At 34.9% G+C, this 15,194-nt stretch carries 14 protein-coding genes, 1 tRNA gene and 1 pseudogene; 13 read left to right on the top strand and 3 right to left on the bottom strand.

Annotation, left to right across the window (positions count from 1 at the left end):
• Window positions 1-37: 37 nt before the first annotated feature.
• The 11 genes and pseudogenes from atpG to OPR49_RS07540 all read left to right on the top strand — a co-directional run.
• Window positions 38-901 (top strand): ATP synthase F1 subunit gamma, encoded by an 864-nt coding sequence (gene atpG / locus OPR49_RS01525; RefSeq protein WP_265027245.1) that lies wholly within the window; start codon window positions 38-40, stop codon window positions 899-901.
• An 18-nt stretch (window positions 902-919) separates the two neighbouring features.
• Window positions 920-2,254: a TldD/PmbA family protein gene (locus OPR49_RS01530; RefSeq protein ID WP_265027246.1), complete on the top strand. Its 1,335-nt coding sequence runs from the start codon at window positions 920-922 to the stop codon at window positions 2,252-2,254.
• A gap of 174 nt (window positions 2,255-2,428) precedes the next feature.
• Window positions 2,429-2,680 (top strand): cold-shock protein, encoded by a 252-nt coding sequence (locus OPR49_RS01535; protein ID WP_265027247.1) that lies wholly within the window; start codon window positions 2,429-2,431, stop codon window positions 2,678-2,680.
• 35 nt (window positions 2,681-2,715) lie between these two features.
• Window positions 2,716-3,942, top strand: coding sequence for a DEAD/DEAH box helicase (locus OPR49_RS01540; RefSeq protein ID WP_265027248.1), 1,227 nt, complete (start codon window positions 2,716-2,718; stop codon window positions 3,940-3,942).
• 204 nt (window positions 3,943-4,146) lie between these two features.
• Window positions 4,147-6,453 (top strand): AAA family ATPase, encoded by a 2,307-nt coding sequence (locus OPR49_RS01545; protein ID WP_265027249.1) that lies wholly within the window; start codon window positions 4,147-4,149, stop codon window positions 6,451-6,453.
• 63 nt (window positions 6,454-6,516) lie between these two features.
• Window positions 6,517-7,383, top strand: coding sequence for a molecular chaperone DnaJ (locus tag OPR49_RS01550; RefSeq protein ID WP_265027250.1), 867 nt, complete (start codon window positions 6,517-6,519; stop codon window positions 7,381-7,383).
• Between the two features lie 208 nt (window positions 7,384-7,591).
• On the top strand, window positions 7,592-8,488 hold the full coding sequence (locus OPR49_RS01555; RefSeq protein WP_265027251.1) for a class I fructose-bisphosphate aldolase: 897 nt from the start codon (window positions 7,592-7,594) through the stop codon (window positions 8,486-8,488).
• 5 nt (window positions 8,489-8,493) lie between these two features.
• Window positions 8,494-8,565, top strand: a tRNA-Cys gene (locus tag OPR49_RS01560).
• Between the two features lie 130 nt (window positions 8,566-8,695).
• Complete coding sequence (locus OPR49_RS01565; protein WP_265027252.1) at window positions 8,696-9,772, top strand: quinone-dependent dihydroorotate dehydrogenase; 1,077 nt, start codon at window positions 8,696-8,698, stop codon at window positions 9,770-9,772.
• Window positions 9,773-9,959: 187 nt separating this feature from the next.
• Window positions 9,960-10,658 carry a ribonuclease III gene (gene rnc / locus OPR49_RS01570; RefSeq protein WP_006279914.1) on the top strand — a complete coding sequence of 233 codons (699 nt, stop codon included), beginning with the start codon at window positions 9,960-9,962 and terminating at the stop codon, window positions 10,656-10,658.
• 81 nt (window positions 10,659-10,739) lie between these two features.
• A pseudogene (locus tag OPR49_RS07540) lies at window positions 10,740-10,875 on the top strand (IS66 family transposase); the annotation flags it as partial.
• 122 nt (window positions 10,876-10,997) lie between these two features.
• On the opposite strand, the gene OPR49_RS01575 reads toward OPR49_RS07540, so the two are convergent.
• The 3 genes from OPR49_RS01575 to OPR49_RS01585 all read right to left on the bottom strand — a co-directional run bounded on the left by OPR49_RS01575 (window position 10,998) and on the right by OPR49_RS01585 (window position 13,868).
• Window positions 10,998-11,540: a hypothetical protein gene (locus OPR49_RS01575; RefSeq protein ID WP_065094427.1), complete on the bottom strand. Its 543-nt coding sequence runs from the start codon at window positions 11,538-11,540 to the stop codon at window positions 10,998-11,000.
• A gap of 109 nt (window positions 11,541-11,649) precedes the next feature.
• Window positions 11,650-12,180 (bottom strand): phospholipase D family nuclease, encoded by a 531-nt coding sequence (locus OPR49_RS01580; protein WP_265027253.1) that lies wholly within the window; start codon window positions 12,178-12,180, stop codon window positions 11,650-11,652.
• Window positions 12,181-13,043: 863 nt separating this feature from the next.
• Window positions 13,044-13,868, bottom strand: a complete 825-nt coding sequence (locus OPR49_RS01585; RefSeq protein WP_265027254.1) for a hypothetical protein — start codon at window positions 13,866-13,868, stop codon at window positions 13,044-13,046.
• A 167-nt stretch (window positions 13,869-14,035) separates the two neighbouring features.
• Here OPR49_RS01585 and OPR49_RS01590 point away from each other — a divergent pair, with 167 nt between their 5' ends.
• Together OPR49_RS01590 and OPR49_RS01595 are read left to right on the top strand one after the other, a co-directional pair.
• On the top strand, window positions 14,036-14,674 hold the full coding sequence (locus OPR49_RS01590; RefSeq protein ID WP_265027255.1) for an HAD family hydrolase: 639 nt from the start codon (window positions 14,036-14,038) through the stop codon (window positions 14,672-14,674).
• Window positions 14,674-15,159 (top strand): RDD family protein, encoded by a 486-nt coding sequence (locus tag OPR49_RS01595; RefSeq protein ID WP_265027256.1) that lies wholly within the window; start codon window positions 14,674-14,676, stop codon window positions 15,157-15,159. The genes OPR49_RS01590 and OPR49_RS01595 overlap by 1 nt, the downstream gene beginning before the upstream one ends.
• Window positions 15,160-15,194 lie beyond the last annotated feature (35 nt).

Raw genomic sequence — 15,194 nt, forward strand, 5'->3', positions numbered from 1 at the left:
CAGTTATATATTTTTAATAAATAGAGTTGTATATAAAATGAAGAGCTTAAAGGAATTATCCTTAAGAATTAAGAATATTAGGTCTGTCCAGAAAACCACGAAAATAATGCAAATGGTTTCTGCAGCAAAGTTATTACAAAGCCAAAAGAAATTATCAAATTCAAAATTGTACATATCTCAGCTGCATAGCATTATTTCTTCATTAATGCTATCAGTTGATCAAGAATTACTGGCAAAAATTCTAAATGTCAGTAACAACGGTTCTTACCTAGTATTCATTGTTGCGTCTGATCGTGGCTTGTGCGGCAACTTTAACTCTTCTATTGTCAAATTTAGTCAAAATAAGTTAATCACAAATGGCAAAAAAGTAGATATTGTATTTCTTGGTAAAAAAGCTTTTGATATAGGGAAAAATAGGTTTGACTCTAAAAGTATCTTAAAAATTGAAAATAGTAAGGGAATCACGTTAAAGCACGTAGAAGCTTTGGTTGGTGGTATAGATCTAAGTAAGTACGATAAAGTTAAAGTTTTTTATAGCAAATTCTATAATACCTTCACGCAAAAACCAATATTGGAAACAATAAAACCATGGAGTAAAGACTCATCCTTGATTGATAACTCTCTGGCTGGTCCAATAACAGATTACGGCTATGAGTATGAACCACAAAATATTGAATTTATTTTAAAATCTTTGGTTCAAGATTACGTTGTAATTGCTCTTTACTCTGCTTTACTTGAAAGTGCAACGAGTGAGAATAGTGCTAGAATGGTTGCTATGGAATCAGCAAACAGAAACACTAAAGAGATGCTGAACAAACTAGCATTGCTTTATAATCGTTCTCGTCAAGCAGCAATTACAACTGATTTAATTGAAGTTATAGGTGGTGCAGAGTCTTTATAAAAATCTAAGGAATGGAAAATGAATATATTAAATATTGCAGCAGATATCACTAAATTAATAAAAAAGCAGAATCAAGATGCGGAAGTTACAATATATGAAACTAATAAGACTTCAGTTTCTCAGCGTCTATCAAAAATTGAGCAAATATCACAATCTAAAAATTGCACTGTAGGAATCAGAGCTATAGCAGGTAAAAACAAAGCTGCGTATATTTCTACAAATGATTTGAATAATCTTAGTGATACGGTAAGCCAAGTGGTAGAAATGGCAAAGAATGCGCCAGAAGATCCTTGCATTAATTTTGCTGTAAATGGTAGTAATTATATCTCTTCTGCAGATTTAAGTATCTCAGATAATAATGTTGTAACCGTTGATAACCTAAAAGAAATTGCTGAGGCTGCAGAAGATTCAGCCCTTGCACATAAGAGTATCACTAATTCTGAAGGAGCCTCTTCTTCATACGCTTTAGTGAATACAGTATTATCGACTGTTTCTGGTTTTATTGGCTCGTTTAGTAAATCAACCTTTACTAATCAGGTCTCTGTTGTTGCTGGAAGAGAAAGTGAAATGAAGGTTGGTTACGATTATGATATAGCATGTAATTTTAGTGATTTAAAGTTGCCAGAGTTGATAGGAAAAGAAGCAGCAAAAAGAGCAGTTGATCAATTGAATTCGCGTACAATTAAAACTGGTAAATTTCCAGTTATTTTTGAAAAAAGAGCAGCAAAAGGGCTAGTAAAAAGCTTTGCTTCTGCTATAAATGGGAGCAGTATTATAAGCAACAGTTCTTTCTTGAGGGGTAGTTTAAACGCTCAGATTTTCAATGATAGAATTAACATTATCGATGATCCATTGTTGCCAAGAGGCATAGCATCGAGACCATTTGATGAAGAAGGGATAACTAGCAAGAAAAATATATTTGTAAAAAACGGAATATTACAAAATTGGATTTTAGACTTATACTCGGCTAGAAAATTAGACTCAGAAACAACCGGAAGTGCAACTCGTGCAAGTAATGCTGCAGTTATTCCTGCAGCTAGTAACCTCTACATTGAGAATGGTAATGTATCGTTTGAAGAATTAATTCAGGAAGTGAAAGAGGGAATATATATAACTGATTTATTTGGTTTTGGTGTCAATTTAATCAATGGCGATTACAGCCAAGGCGCTTCCGGATTTTTTATAGAAAATGGAAAAATAACATATCCAATACATGAGATTACCATTGCTAGCAATTTGAAGGATATGTTTAGCGATTTAGTCGTTGCAGATGATCTAACTTTTTGTGGGCAATTTAATTCACCAACGATTAAAGTTAGCGAAATGACGGTTGCAGGTTCGCTTAACGATTAAAAAATTTATTTGCATTAAGTACAACAATTGTGTATTATTGTCATGTAATGTTAAGAATAGACTATGGAGTATAAAGGTTTAGTTTCAATAGCTAAGCTTAAAGCATTCTCAATCGTAATTTCAAAGTTTTTCATCACATTAGTAATGTTAGTTAATAATTTAGGAGTTGTTTAAATGGAATTTGGTAATGTAAAATGGTTTAATGCCGAAAAAGGCTATGGTTTCATCAAGCCAGAAGGTAAAGGGGATGACGTTTTTGTACATATTAGCACATTGGAACGTTCAGGAATAAGGCCTGAGACACTTAAAGGAGAGAATAAAGAGAAGGGGATAAAAGGAGAAAGGGTGAGTTATGAGGTTAAAGAGGAGCGCGGTAGAAACGGAGAAGATAAAAAATCTGCAATAAATTTAAGATTGGAAGATTAATCTATTATGAAGTCTTTTAATAGGATTAACGTATTGTGAATAATTTTCATGAGATGGGTCTACCAGCTTCGCTTACACAAGCTCTAGATAAAAATAATCTTTTCGTCCCAACTCCAATTCAAATACAAGCGATTCCCTTAGCGCTACAAGGTAAAGATATTCTCGGATCTGCTCAAACGGGGACTGGAAAAACTTTAGCATTTGCTATTCCGTTGGTTGCTAAGTTGCTGAATGAGCCTAACACTGGTTCAGCTTTAGTCATCGTGCCAACCAGAGAGCTTGCGCATCAGGTAACAAATGAGATAAGAAAACTCTTATCTCAAAATTCTGCACTAAGGGTCGCTTTGTTGATTGGTGGTGAGCCTATTTTTAGGCAGCTAAATCAGCTTCAGAAAAAACCACAAATTGTAATAGGTACTCCTGGTCGTATTATAGACCATATTGAGCGTAAAACTTTGATTACTCGCAATGTTAGCGTTCTTGTGCTTGATGAAACGGATCGTATGTTTGATATGGGCTTTGGAGTTCAGATTGAAGAAATTATGAAGCATTTGCCTAAAATAAGGCAAACTCTTATGTTTTCTGCAACTCTTCCTGGAGATATAGTAAAACTTGCTGAGAAGTACCTTAATCGACCAGAACGTATTTCTGTTGATTGTGAGGCTACAACTTCTGTAAAAATTAAGCAAGAAATTGTTTATGCATCAGAATCAGAAAAATATGAAAAGCTTGCTACACAACTATGTCAGCGCGAAGGATCAATCATTATCTTTGTCAAAACAAAGCGAGGAGCGGATCAGCTAGCTAACAGATTGCACAAAGATGACTATAGCGCTTTAGCAATTCATGGTGATTTAAGGCAGCACAAGCGCGAAAGGGTCATTAATTCTTTTCGTCGTGGCCGTAATCAAATCATGGTTGCAACAGATGTTGCTTCTCGCGGCCTTGATATTCCCCACATTCAACATGTTATCAATTATGATGCACCACAATCGCAAGCTGACTATATTCATCGTATAGGTAGAACTGCACGTGCTGGAGCTGAAGGGCATGCGCTATCTTTTGTTACACCTCAAGATAAGAGAAGACTGCCTGCACTGGCAGACAAAGAAGGAGAGCCAAATTTTGATTGTAGTGTGCAATTTAAAAAACGTAACAGCAAAAAGGTCTTTAAAAGGCCAAGTACGCTAAAGACTAAATACGGTAGAAAAAAGATCAATGCATTTCAGAAGAAAAGCAGAGTACTAGAAAAAGCGTATTAAATAGGATTTACCTACAACTTGATAAGCGTAAAACTCGTCATTCCGCTACTCATTAGCGGAATCTATGTTGAGATATCGCGGTGCTATGACGTAGATCCAGAGTGGGGACTCAAATTGGCTACAGCGAACTGCTGGATTTCAATTTTTTTAATAATTGTGTGCTATTCATTATATATGAGTTCCCACTTTTAAAGAGAATAGGAGATGATTTCCAAAAACTTAGAGGCAAGTTTGAATAGAGCGCTACTCATTGCTTCTAATTTTAATCTAAAATATGCGAAAGTAGAACATTTATTGCTGGCGTTAACTAAAGACGTGGATGTAAATTACGTTTTATCAAGATGTAATATCAGAGCCGATGAAATCATCAATATGGATAACATTCTATCAAGATGCAATATTAAGGCTAATGATTATAATAATAATATAAAAGGGTTTTTACAAAGCAGTTCTGAATTGATTATCAGTGGAGTTAAACCTAGCTCAATGTTTCAATGCATAATACACAGAGCAATAATACGGGCTCATAGCCTGGGGAAAAAAGAAATAAATGGAGCAAGTGTTCTAGTAGAAATTTTGTCTGGGCAAGATTTATATGTTGAAGATCTATTGCAGAAACAAAGTGCGAAAGATTCCAATTTGATTTACCATATATCTAATATGAAATACTTGAGCGATATAGATGAATACACCACCAATCATAAAGTAAAACTTGATAAAAATAATGACGCTCCTACTACAGTAAATAAAGGTGAGCTACTAAAAGATGAGGAAATTCTACAAAGTTATTGTAAAAATTTAAATGACTATGCAAGAAGCAAAAAAATAGATTATGTTATTGGTCGTGATTATGAATTAAATCGCACTATAGAAATATTATCGAGGCGTAGAAAAAACAACCCTTTATATGTTGGAGACCCAGGTGTTGGCAAAACCACAATAGTTGAGGGTTTGGTACTCAAAATCATTGAAAACAGTGTTCCAAGTGCGCTCAGGTCCAGTATAATTTATGCTTTGGATTTAGGGTCACTCCTTGCAGGGACACGCTACAGAGGTGATTTTGAAGAGAGAATAAAATCTATAATAAAAGCAATTGAGGCAAAACCAGGTGCTATCCTTTTTATTGACGAAATACACACTATCATTGGAGCAGGTTCTACAAGTGGTAGCTTTCTTGATGCAGGTAACCTACTCAAACCTGCGCTTGCAAGAGGTACACTGCGTTGTATAGGTGCAACCACATATAGAGAATACAGCGCTAGTTTTGAAAAAGATAAAGCACTAGCGAGAAGGTTTCAAAAAATTAATGTTAAAGAATCTTCTGTTAATGAAACGATAAAGATACTAGATGGTATAAAGCACTACTATGAAGGGTATCATGGAGTATATTATACAAAGAATGCCGTTAGGTCTGCGGCTGAACTTTCGCATAAGTATATTACTGGGCGAATATTACCTGATAAAGCGGTTGATGTTATTGATGAGGCAGGGGCATATTGTAAATTGCTAAGAAACAGGGGTAAAATTGTAAATAGTAGAGATATTAAGAATACCATTACTAGAATTACAAATGTGCCTTGCGGATCTGAATCTGATGATTTGCAGAAAGTAAAGTCTTTAAAAGCTAATCTAGAAAAGGTGATTTTTGGCCAAGAGCAGGCAATAGAATCTCTTGTTAATTCTATTAAAATTGCTAAGTCTGGGTTGAGAAATTACAATAAGCCTTTAGCAAGTTATCTTTTTGCAGGGCCAACTGGTGTTGGTAAAACTGAGCTAGCAAAACAATTAGCAGACAGCATGGGCATGAATCTTATACGCTTTGATATGTCCGAATATATTGAGTCTCATACGATATCAAGGATGATTGGTTCTCCTCCTGGATATGTAGGTTATGATCAGGGTGGATTACTCACAGAGTCTGTATCTAACAATCAATATAGTGTTGTGTTGCTTGATGAAATTGAAAAGGCCCATAGCGATATCTATAATATATTGCTACAAATTATGGATTATGGTTGTGTTACAGACACTTACGGACGTAAAGTTAACTTTTCCAATATAATCTTAATTATGACAACTAATGCAGGAGCAGCTGAACGCAGCAAAAGTTTTGTTGGCTTTGGGCATAAAAAATTTAACACTGGTGATAGTGAAAAAGCGATAGAACAGGTTTTTAGCCCTGAATTTCGTAATCGTCTTGATGCGATTATTTCTTTTTCTGACTTAAATGCGGATATAATTCTGCATATTGTAGATAAATTTATTCAGGAACTGAAAAAGCAGCTGACGCAAAAAGGCATAAACTGCTTGGTAGAAGATGAAGTGAAATCTTATCTTGCACAAACAGGTTATAGTAAGGAAATGGGAGCACGTCCGATAGAGAGACTTATTGAAAAAGAGATAAAAAGTTACTTAGCGGAAGAAATACTGAATCGTAAATTAATAAAAGGAAAGAAATTAATAATCTATATGAATAAAGTAGAAAATAAAATTGCTTTTGATATAGTTTGAAATTCTTGTTTTTTTATTACACTGATAGTATACTTATTTTATTTTAAGAATAATGAGGCTATAGTGGCAAGTTTAACTAGAAATCAGTATTACAGTAATCGCGATTTACAGAATTTATTTTCAAGACTAGAAATAAAAGCAGAAGAAGTAATAAGCCAGGAGTTTGACGATATACTCAAGTTAGTTGAACGGAGCTTTAGAAAGCTTTCATTAAAGTGCCACCCTGACAAAGAAAAAGATGAAGAGAAGAAAAAGATAGCTACAGAAAAGTTTCAAAAACTTAGTGCAGATAAAGATAGGCTAGAGGAATATCTCAACGCTTTAAAAGAAGGGAAAACTCCTAGTCAATATGAAAGGCTATCAAGTGAAGAAGAACGGAGGAGGCAAACAAAAATTTATGGAATATTATCACGTAGAAGCAAAGCTGTAAATAGAGCACTTTTATTTTTTATGTTAGCAAATGCGGTGTTTATTCCATCGCTGAAAGTCGAATATTGCTTGTCACAACTTGCTAATAGTGGTACGGTGCAAAGCGCCGCTTATCAATTTTATGCATTTAGCACAGGGATTTGGCCGTTGTTGTCCATTATATTCTTTTGTGGTATTATTTACGCAGCAAGTAAACAAAAAGGTTTGCAAGAAGAAAATTCTGATAAATATAATCGAAGAGTAAATATGCTTCTTACTGCTGATAATTATGTGATATGTATTGCGGCGACGTTTGCTATATGTAGTCTAGTGTCAGAGGTAGCACAAAATGGCTGGCCTGCTCAATATGGAACAATGCTGATGATTAATTTAGCATTGGATTTATTACTTATTGCTTTACTTAGAACTTTTACAAAGGCGTCTGAACTATATAGTGAACATTGCATTCAGCGTTTATATGAAGAAGATACAGAATTTAGCTATAAAGAAAAATTTGCATAGTATGACTACAAGCTAGTGCTTATGCCACTTGTTCTTCCTATTATCAAAATGTATTTTGGAGATTTAATCCAAGAAAAGCCACAACAGCACACCACCAATCCTAACGTTACACCTTTAAATATAGGTATGGCTGCAGGAGAAAGAATGTAAAAAGATCTTTGCTTCAACTGTGGTTTTTGCTATACTTTAAATGAACTTCATAGCATTAATGAATAAAGAAATAAAACAAATCTTAAACCACTACGAAAGTGAAAACCCCGGCGTAAAAGCAAATCTTACTCGTATTCTCATGCATGGAAAGCTTGGCGGCACTGGCAAGTTAGTGATTCTGCCAGTAGATCAAGGATTTGAGCATGGTCCAATTAAAAGTTTTGAAGTTAACCCTGATGCTTATGACCCACATTATCATTTTCAGCTTGCGGTTGATTCGGGAGTAAGTGCATATGCTGCTCCACTTGGTATGATTGAAGCTGGTGCTTCAACTTATGCTGGAATGCTCCCACTTATTTTGAAACTTAATAGTTCCAACTCCTTACATTCGAAGAATCTGACTTCTGATCAAGCAATAACCTCTTCTGTGAAAGATGCACTGCGTTTGGGCTGCTTGGCTGTTGGATTTACTATATATCCTGGTTCTGCTAAGTGTTTCGATATGATGGAAGAAGCCCGTGAAATCGTAGCTGAAGCCAAATCTTATGGGCTTGCAGTAGTGTTATGGTCTTATCCACGCGGTGAAGGAATTTCCAAAGAAGGTGAAACAGCGGTTGATGTTATTGCCTATGCTGCACACATGGCAGCTTTGCTTGGCGCTAATATAATAAAAGTAAAACTTCCAACTAAATATTTGGAAAGGGAGAAAATAGAAACAGAAAATATTGAATCATTATCTAAAAGAATTGAATATGTTAAAAGATCTTGTTTTGCAGGAAAAAGAATAGTAGTTTTTTCTGGTGGCGAGTCGAAATCAGTGAATGACATATGCAATGAAGCGAAAGAAATTAAGCAGGGTGGTGGTAATGGTTCAATCATTGGACGTAACACTTTCCAACGCAAAAGGGAGGAAGCTTTATCTATGCTAAAAGATATAATGGATATCTACACATAAAAAACGGCTGGGTGGCAGAATGGCTTATGCAGAGGACTGCAAATCCTTTTATACCGGTTCAATTCCGGTCCTGGCCTCTTTCATTTTCTATATCTTGTAAAAGTTGCTCAATTCAACAGTAGCTTTAAGTGTGTAACCTATAGAGAAAATTATTCATAAGTAAAATCAATTTCTTTTCAAGTTATGGTTATACTCTTATAGCGTTTCATGGTAAAAAATAAACTAAAAATAAGCAAAGTGTTTTATAAAATGATATTACGTGATTTATTGTTTTTACTACCGTCCGAGGTTGCTCACTCTTTGGCAATTATGGCATTAAAGAAAATGCCTTATAGAAAACCTATAGAGCTACCAGAATCTTTGAGTGTGAATTTTTTTGGTAATAAGCTCAGAAGCCCCGTGGGTCTGGCTGCAGGTTTTGACAAGAATGCAGAAGTTATAAGGCCTATGCTTTCATTTGGTTTTGGATTTATTGAAACTGGTACTGTAACTCGTAATCCACAATATGGAAACAAAAAACCAAGAATTTTTCGGTTAATTAAAGATCAAGGGGTAATTAACAGATTGGGATTTAACAATAAAGGAATAGACTACTTTCTTAAACAAATAGATAAAACCAAGCTTGATGACTGCATTTTTGGCATCAACATAGGAAAAAACAGTACATCAAAGGACCAAATCAGCGATTATGTTGACTTAATAAAGATAGTATATGGAAAAAGCAATTATATAGTGCTGAACATCTCATCTCCAAACACGCCTAATTTACGCAATCTGCACAATAAGCAAGAATTATCGGAATTGTTGAAATCCGTAACTCTAACCCGGAAATCAATTGATAATTCTAAATCCATACCAATAATATTAAAAATCTCACCAGATATAGATCAGCAAACGAAAGAAAATATCGCTGAGCTTGCGTTGGAATATAAGATTGACGGATTAACAGTGAGCAACACTACGATCAGTCGGAATAACTTACATTCCCACCACAACGAGAGTGGTGGGTTGAGTGGCAAACCGCTGTTTAAACTTTCAACCGAGTTATTGAGCGATATGTACAAACTTACTAAGGGCAAAATATTGTTGGTAGGATGCGGAGGAATCTCAAGTGGTGCTGATGCATATAAAAAAATAAAGGCAGGAGCTTCTTTGGTGCAGTTGTACACTGCTCTCATATACCACGGACCTCAAGTTGTAAACAAAATTAATCTAGAACTTGCAGAACTAATAAGGAGAGATGGATTTAGTAACATTAGTGAGGTGGTGGGTTGTATACATTAAACATCTTCTCTGTCACCTAAGTAGCCGACACTGGAATAACATCGATGAATCATTACTCAAATAATGGCTATGCAAGAGCTCTATTAAACTGTATATTTTGGAAGTTGTTGGTATTATTTTAATAAAACAAAACTAATTCTTTGGTATAAAGGTGTGGTAGGAAGTGTTTTTCTTTTAAATAATGGGTATGAAGAGTTTGAATGATGCAATATCTAAGATCATTGATTATAAATTTACAAATTATGCAATATTAGAAGAGGCACTAACTCACCCAAGCGTAAATAAAAGGAATAGCAAAAACCAGATTGTAAGCTACGAAAGACTAGAGTTTTTGGGCGATAGTGTTTTGAATATGGTTGTATCTGCCACACTGTTTAAACTATTTCCTGAAGAAAAAGAAGGAGCATTGGCAAAAAGAAAGACGGATTTAGTTTGTGGCAACACCATTGCTAATGTTGCTAAAGAAATAAAATTAGGCAGCTTTATCATCATGAATAATAGTGAACGCTGCAATGGAGGGAGATGTAACTTAAAAAATTTAGAAAACTCGCTTGAAGCACTAATAGGTGCAATTTATATTGATGGCGGGCTTGAAAATGTTGAAAAATTTATTATCCAATATTGGGAAAAGCTAGCTAAAGGCATGCTTGACCCCCCTCAAGATCCTAAAACCTCACTGCAAGAGTGGACTCAGAAAAACAAATTGCCTTTACCAGAGTATGAGCTTGTAAAACAAACTGGACCAGCGCACAATCCTGAATTTACTATATCAGTTTGCATAGAAGATTATGGTAAAGTTTCTGCATGCGCTTCTAGTAAAAAGATTGCTGAACAAAAAGCTGCTGAGTTGATGCTAGAAAAAATTGGAAAAGACGCTTCAGTTTAGGCAAAATAGGCATTAATGTAAGTTTTAAGGAAGCTAATAGCGTTTAGGGGAAATGGTCAACTTAAGGAGAAGCATAGTATTATTCATAAAAAAGTTGATCTACCAAAAATCAAGCCTTATGTAGTGGAATATCAATGGCCGTTGTCGGAGATGCGGAAAAAAAAGAAGTAGCAAGTTACCAAAAGGTGTTATGCCAGATACATTTGGTCCAAGAGTTGTTTTGTGAAGTTGACAGAGTCAAGGAGAATGAAAGTTTTAAAAAATAGCATATTTTTTAATTATAAAAATTTGATATTAACTGTTGTTGGTTGATTGAGTAAAAACCAGTGAATGGTCACGTTAAAACATGTTTTTAAATTTTTGCCAAAATCCTGATTTATTATCATTAACCTTTGTAAATGTTATATTTAAACTGTATTTCGGATCATTTGGCACGTCGTATTTTATGCTAAATGTTGAAACTTTATCGTTATTGTAAATATGCACATCATCATATGATAGCTTCGTTGTGTAACACTTTACATGCTGTTGCTTATCATACACTAAATTGCCTGACTCCCTTTCTAGTTCCACAAATTTCGTTTTTTTCTGACATTCCTTTATTTTTATTAAATCCTTATCTAGTGATATTGAAACTGGCAGCGTACTTCCAGCATATTCTTTAGCTAAAAGTTCACTTCGAGGATACATTTTTATTTCCCTTCCAAAATGTGAGTCTATAAAATTATTACTCCAAAATTTATCGCCAGAATGCACGTACTCATCAGTAGCATACGGTACCCCACCATAACTGCATTGAACTTTGTAATCTCCAACACCATTGTTTTGAAAAAAATCATGAACGGCAGTGTAGCTACCGGCAGCATCATTTGTATAATCCATTACTTTATTCCTTAAACTTTTGGTTTATTATATCATAATCATTATGCCAGTCAATCAAAAAAGCTCTCTCTTGCTGTTTTTAGAACTGATTTTAAGCAAGTGCTTTTGATTAGTTGGGAGCATATTTATAAGACTGTGACATTCGTGCCTCCCAGTTTTTCACATACTGCTGAATCAATTCAGGATAATCTGTAATAATTAATAAATTTTCAGCATTTCCTTTTTTAGCTGTCTTACTCAGGTTAAACGACCCTGTGATAACTTTTTGATTATCAACAATCATTATCTTATTATGAGCAATTTTTGGCTTATCATCGATCCAAACTGGTACTCCACCTGAAAATAATTCATTTATAACACTATATTTTGAGTAGAGTTGCGATTTATCTAAAATGACTTTAACATCAACGCCACGTTCTTTAGCATTGATCAAAGATTTTGCAATTGTTTCAAGAGTAAATGTGTATTCTTGAACTAGGATAGATTTTTTAGACTGATCTATTACGCTGATTATCGGCACAGCACAATCTTCTCCAGGTGAAAAGCAAACCGTAGCTTTTGGGCAGGGCGAAAATATAAAACCCGCATAGTAATACAGAGAAAAACACATTAATAAAAATAAAAAGTGAAAAAGCCTCACAACAACCCACCCCAGGATATATGGCGATAGGCTACATTATAGTTTAATCACCTGTCAATAGACTTTTTGCATAGCTTTTGGCAGCACGTTAACAGCTGTCAGAAACGAAAAGCTTACTTGACAAGCTCCGCTAGCCCCCTTATCATGAAACTGAAGGTATTCAGTTATTTTCATCTGTGCAGATTAAACAGCAAAAAAACAACGTAGTTGGCGTCTTATTTTTAATTTTTTGCACTATGTGCACCTTATGTCTTCACAACATTTCTGGGTTTTTACCTGTATAAGCTGAAACGCGCTTATAAGTCGTTTAAGACAGTATAGTACGCCAATTTGCAGGATTAGAAAGTGACAACTAGCTAACACGGGGTTTCTTTTGCCTTTTTTTCTGCTTAGTAAATTTCTTAAACATTTAAACTAAGGTGAGTTGCATTTAAAAGCAGCTAAATTGCAGTGTTTAAGACTTAAAAAACGCCAATGTTCTAAAATAGATATTAGCTGGGGCTTCTTTTGCCTTTTTTTCGCTTGGTAAATTTCTTAATGTTTATAGCTAACATGAAGCTAAGTACGAACTTTGTTAAATACAACAAATGGTGTCATTCCAGTGCTCCTTTTTTTGTCATCCGAGTAGCTGACACTGGGATCTATTTTGCATGTAACTCCAATTGTATTTTGGCATAAAACGCAACGCGTATTAGACTTATTTGCAAGCAAAGCTTGCTAGATCCAAGTATTCAGGGCACTGGGATGACATCATAGGGACACTGGGATGACACCCTGACAATCGTCATCCCGCTACTTGTTAGCGGATGAGATACCGCGGCGGTATGACGGTTCGTGGCGGTATAATGAAGCTTGAAAGCGGATCACCTTTCACGACCCGTGTTTACTTCATTCACTTTAGGAGTATTAACAGGCGTTATTGCCGGGTTCTCAAGCTTTGTTGCCTGCTTCAAACCCTCGCTTACACTTTTGTCCTTTAAAATTTCATCAAGCTGCTTACTCTTTTGTTGCTCTTCGTTATTTGACGTATCTCTTTGAGCATCTTCTTTCATGCCACGAGCATTCTCTACATCCTTTTTACCTTCACCTAAAAATTTTTCTAATATTTTCTTAACAAAGCGCTTCAGAAGACTCAAAAACCCTTCTTCTTTTTGATTTTCTTGTGGTTGAGGCGTGGTATCTTTTTTGTCCGGCTCAGTGTTGAGCTTCTCTTTTACAGAACTCTTGCTCACTGAGGGATTAACGGTTTGTGAATCGTGCTCTGATGCTGTTTGCACAGAAGCTTCAGTAGTCTTTTTTTGTGTATTATGTTCAAGGTCTTTAACTGCTGTTGTAGTTTTTCTCGGAGTGTCTTGGAGTTTTTTGTCACTTTTTGGCTCTGCAACTTTTTCACTTGTGAAGATGCCCTTCCCTTTATATTGTTGGTCAAGCTCAGCAATTCTTTCAAAATCTTGACGTACTTTTTCATCTGCACGTCCTTCTTGACTTTCAAATTTCTGACTCAATTCTGCAACGTTTTTCATTTTGTTCTCAAGCTCCTTACTTTTCACAGCTTTTAGAGCCTCTGTTCCTTTTGCGATATAATTAACCTTCTCTTCTAATGAGGTACCTTCTGGAAAAGCACCTGGAGAACGTTCAAAAACATCTTTAAACTTTTTTTCAACACTTTCTTTAGATGTCTGGGCCATACCTGTTACCTATTAAAACATATCATATAACCAGTATATTAGCTAATTATATAAAAAACAGTTAACATAACTTGTGGTAAAAAGTGTTTATCAAGGGCGTCCTATTTATATCTTTTTCATTAAAATGCTGTTTACTTATTAAGTTAAAATGTATAATTATATAAGAAATGAAAGATAGCCCATTAGCAGTAGTATTCGATTGGGATAATACCTTAGTTGACACTCAAGATAACATTTTTAATGCTATTAAGCATACCATAAACTCAATGGGGTATAGTAATAAAGCTGCTGATAGAAATTCCCATGAGTCGAGAAAGAGCTATATGGTCAATTTGTTTGGCGATCAGTGGAAAAAAGCAAATCAGATATATCAACAATACTTAGATAATGCGCTATTACAAAACATTGCTCTGAATCAAGGAGTAGAGGAAATGTTGCAGACACTGAAAAGCCACAATGTTTATCTAGCAATAGTAAGTAATAAGAAAAATACTAATTTACGTGAAGAAGTTACCTATTTTAAACTAGATTCTTACTTTGAAAGAGTGGTTGGGTCATGCGATACCGCGGAAGATAAACCATCTGCAACCCCACTGCTATTTGCACTAGAAGAGAGTACGTTGCCTATAAATAGAGAAAATGTGTTTTTCGTTGGTGATAGCATCACAGATGTTCTGTGTGCACAAAATGCCAATTGTTTACCTATTATATACGGTCAATCAATAAGCGGTTATGAAGATTTGTTATGTTTTCAACATTTTGATAAACTTACAGATTTTATAATAAAGTATTTAGAAGATAGGTAATGACAGAGATTGCCAGCATAAAAAGGCGCTTTTGCGCATATTTAATAGATGTAGCAATTTTATTAATTCCAACTTTATTAATTATACTGCTATTAGAGGATTCTCCGTTGATATTACATCTATCATACATGTGTGTAATTTGTAGTTACTTCACATATTTTATATCTTCAAAGGCCCAAGCAACTCCCGGCCAACAGTTACTGAATATATATACTATCAATTTAGATAATTCTAAAATAGACTTGAATTTAGCGTTTGACAGAAGCACTTCCCAGTTTTTTCTTCCTTTGTTAAACAGTGTAGCAGTTATCCTTACTGAATTTTTGCAAGATCAGGAAGTATTAGTGAATGTCTTGAGTGCATTGAAAGTAATGATAGTGCTGCTCACCCTCTATTGGTATCTAGTTGCTTGTTTTTCTAAAAAGAAACAGACATACCACGACATGCTATTTAATACGGTTGTTATCAAAGGAACTATTAAATGAGTTGCTATAACTATCGTTATCATATAAATTATGCT

Origin of the sequence: Wolbachia endosymbiont (group A) of Bombylius major, from assembly GCF_947251895.1 — a bacterium.
Classification (GTDB): Bacteria; Pseudomonadota; Alphaproteobacteria; order Rickettsiales; family Anaplasmataceae; genus Wolbachia; species Wolbachia pipientis.

What these genes read in the sequence shown, in the direction of transcription:
- OPR49_RS01555 (WP_265027251.1), top strand. Translation starts at nt 7,592, where the DNA reads ATGAATAAAGAAATAAAACAAATCTTAAACCACTACGAAAGTGAAAAC.
- atpG (WP_265027245.1), top strand. Translation starts at nt 38, where the DNA reads ATGAAGAGCTTAAAGGAATTATCCTTAAGAATTAAGAATATTAGGTCT.
- OPR49_RS01595 (WP_265027256.1), top strand. Translation starts at nt 14,674, where the DNA reads ATGACAGAGATTGCCAGCATAAAAAGGCGCTTTTGCGCATATTTAATA.
- OPR49_RS01530 (WP_265027246.1), top strand. Translation starts at nt 920, where the DNA reads ATGAATATATTAAATATTGCAGCAGATATCACTAAATTAATAAAAAAG.
- OPR49_RS01575 (WP_065094427.1), bottom strand. Translation starts at nt 11,540, where the DNA reads ATGGATTATACAAATGATGCTGCCGGTAGCTACACTGCCGTTCATGAT.
- OPR49_RS01590 (WP_265027255.1), top strand. Translation starts at nt 14,036, where the DNA reads ATGAAAGATAGCCCATTAGCAGTAGTATTCGATTGGGATAATACCTTA.
- rnc (WP_006279914.1), top strand. Translation starts at nt 9,960, where the DNA reads ATGAAGAGTTTGAATGATGCAATATCTAAGATCATTGATTATAAATTT.
- OPR49_RS01535 (WP_265027247.1), top strand. Translation starts at nt 2,429, where the DNA reads ATGGAATTTGGTAATGTAAAATGGTTTAATGCCGAAAAAGGCTATGGT.
- OPR49_RS01565 (WP_265027252.1), top strand. Translation starts at nt 8,696, where the DNA reads ATGGTAAAAAATAAACTAAAAATAAGCAAAGTGTTTTATAAAATGATA.
- OPR49_RS01585 (WP_265027254.1), bottom strand. Translation starts at nt 13,868, where the DNA reads ATGGCCCAGACATCTAAAGAAAGTGTTGAAAAAAAGTTTAAAGATGTT.
- OPR49_RS01545 (WP_265027249.1), top strand. Translation starts at nt 4,147, where the DNA reads ATGATTTCCAAAAACTTAGAGGCAAGTTTGAATAGAGCGCTACTCATT.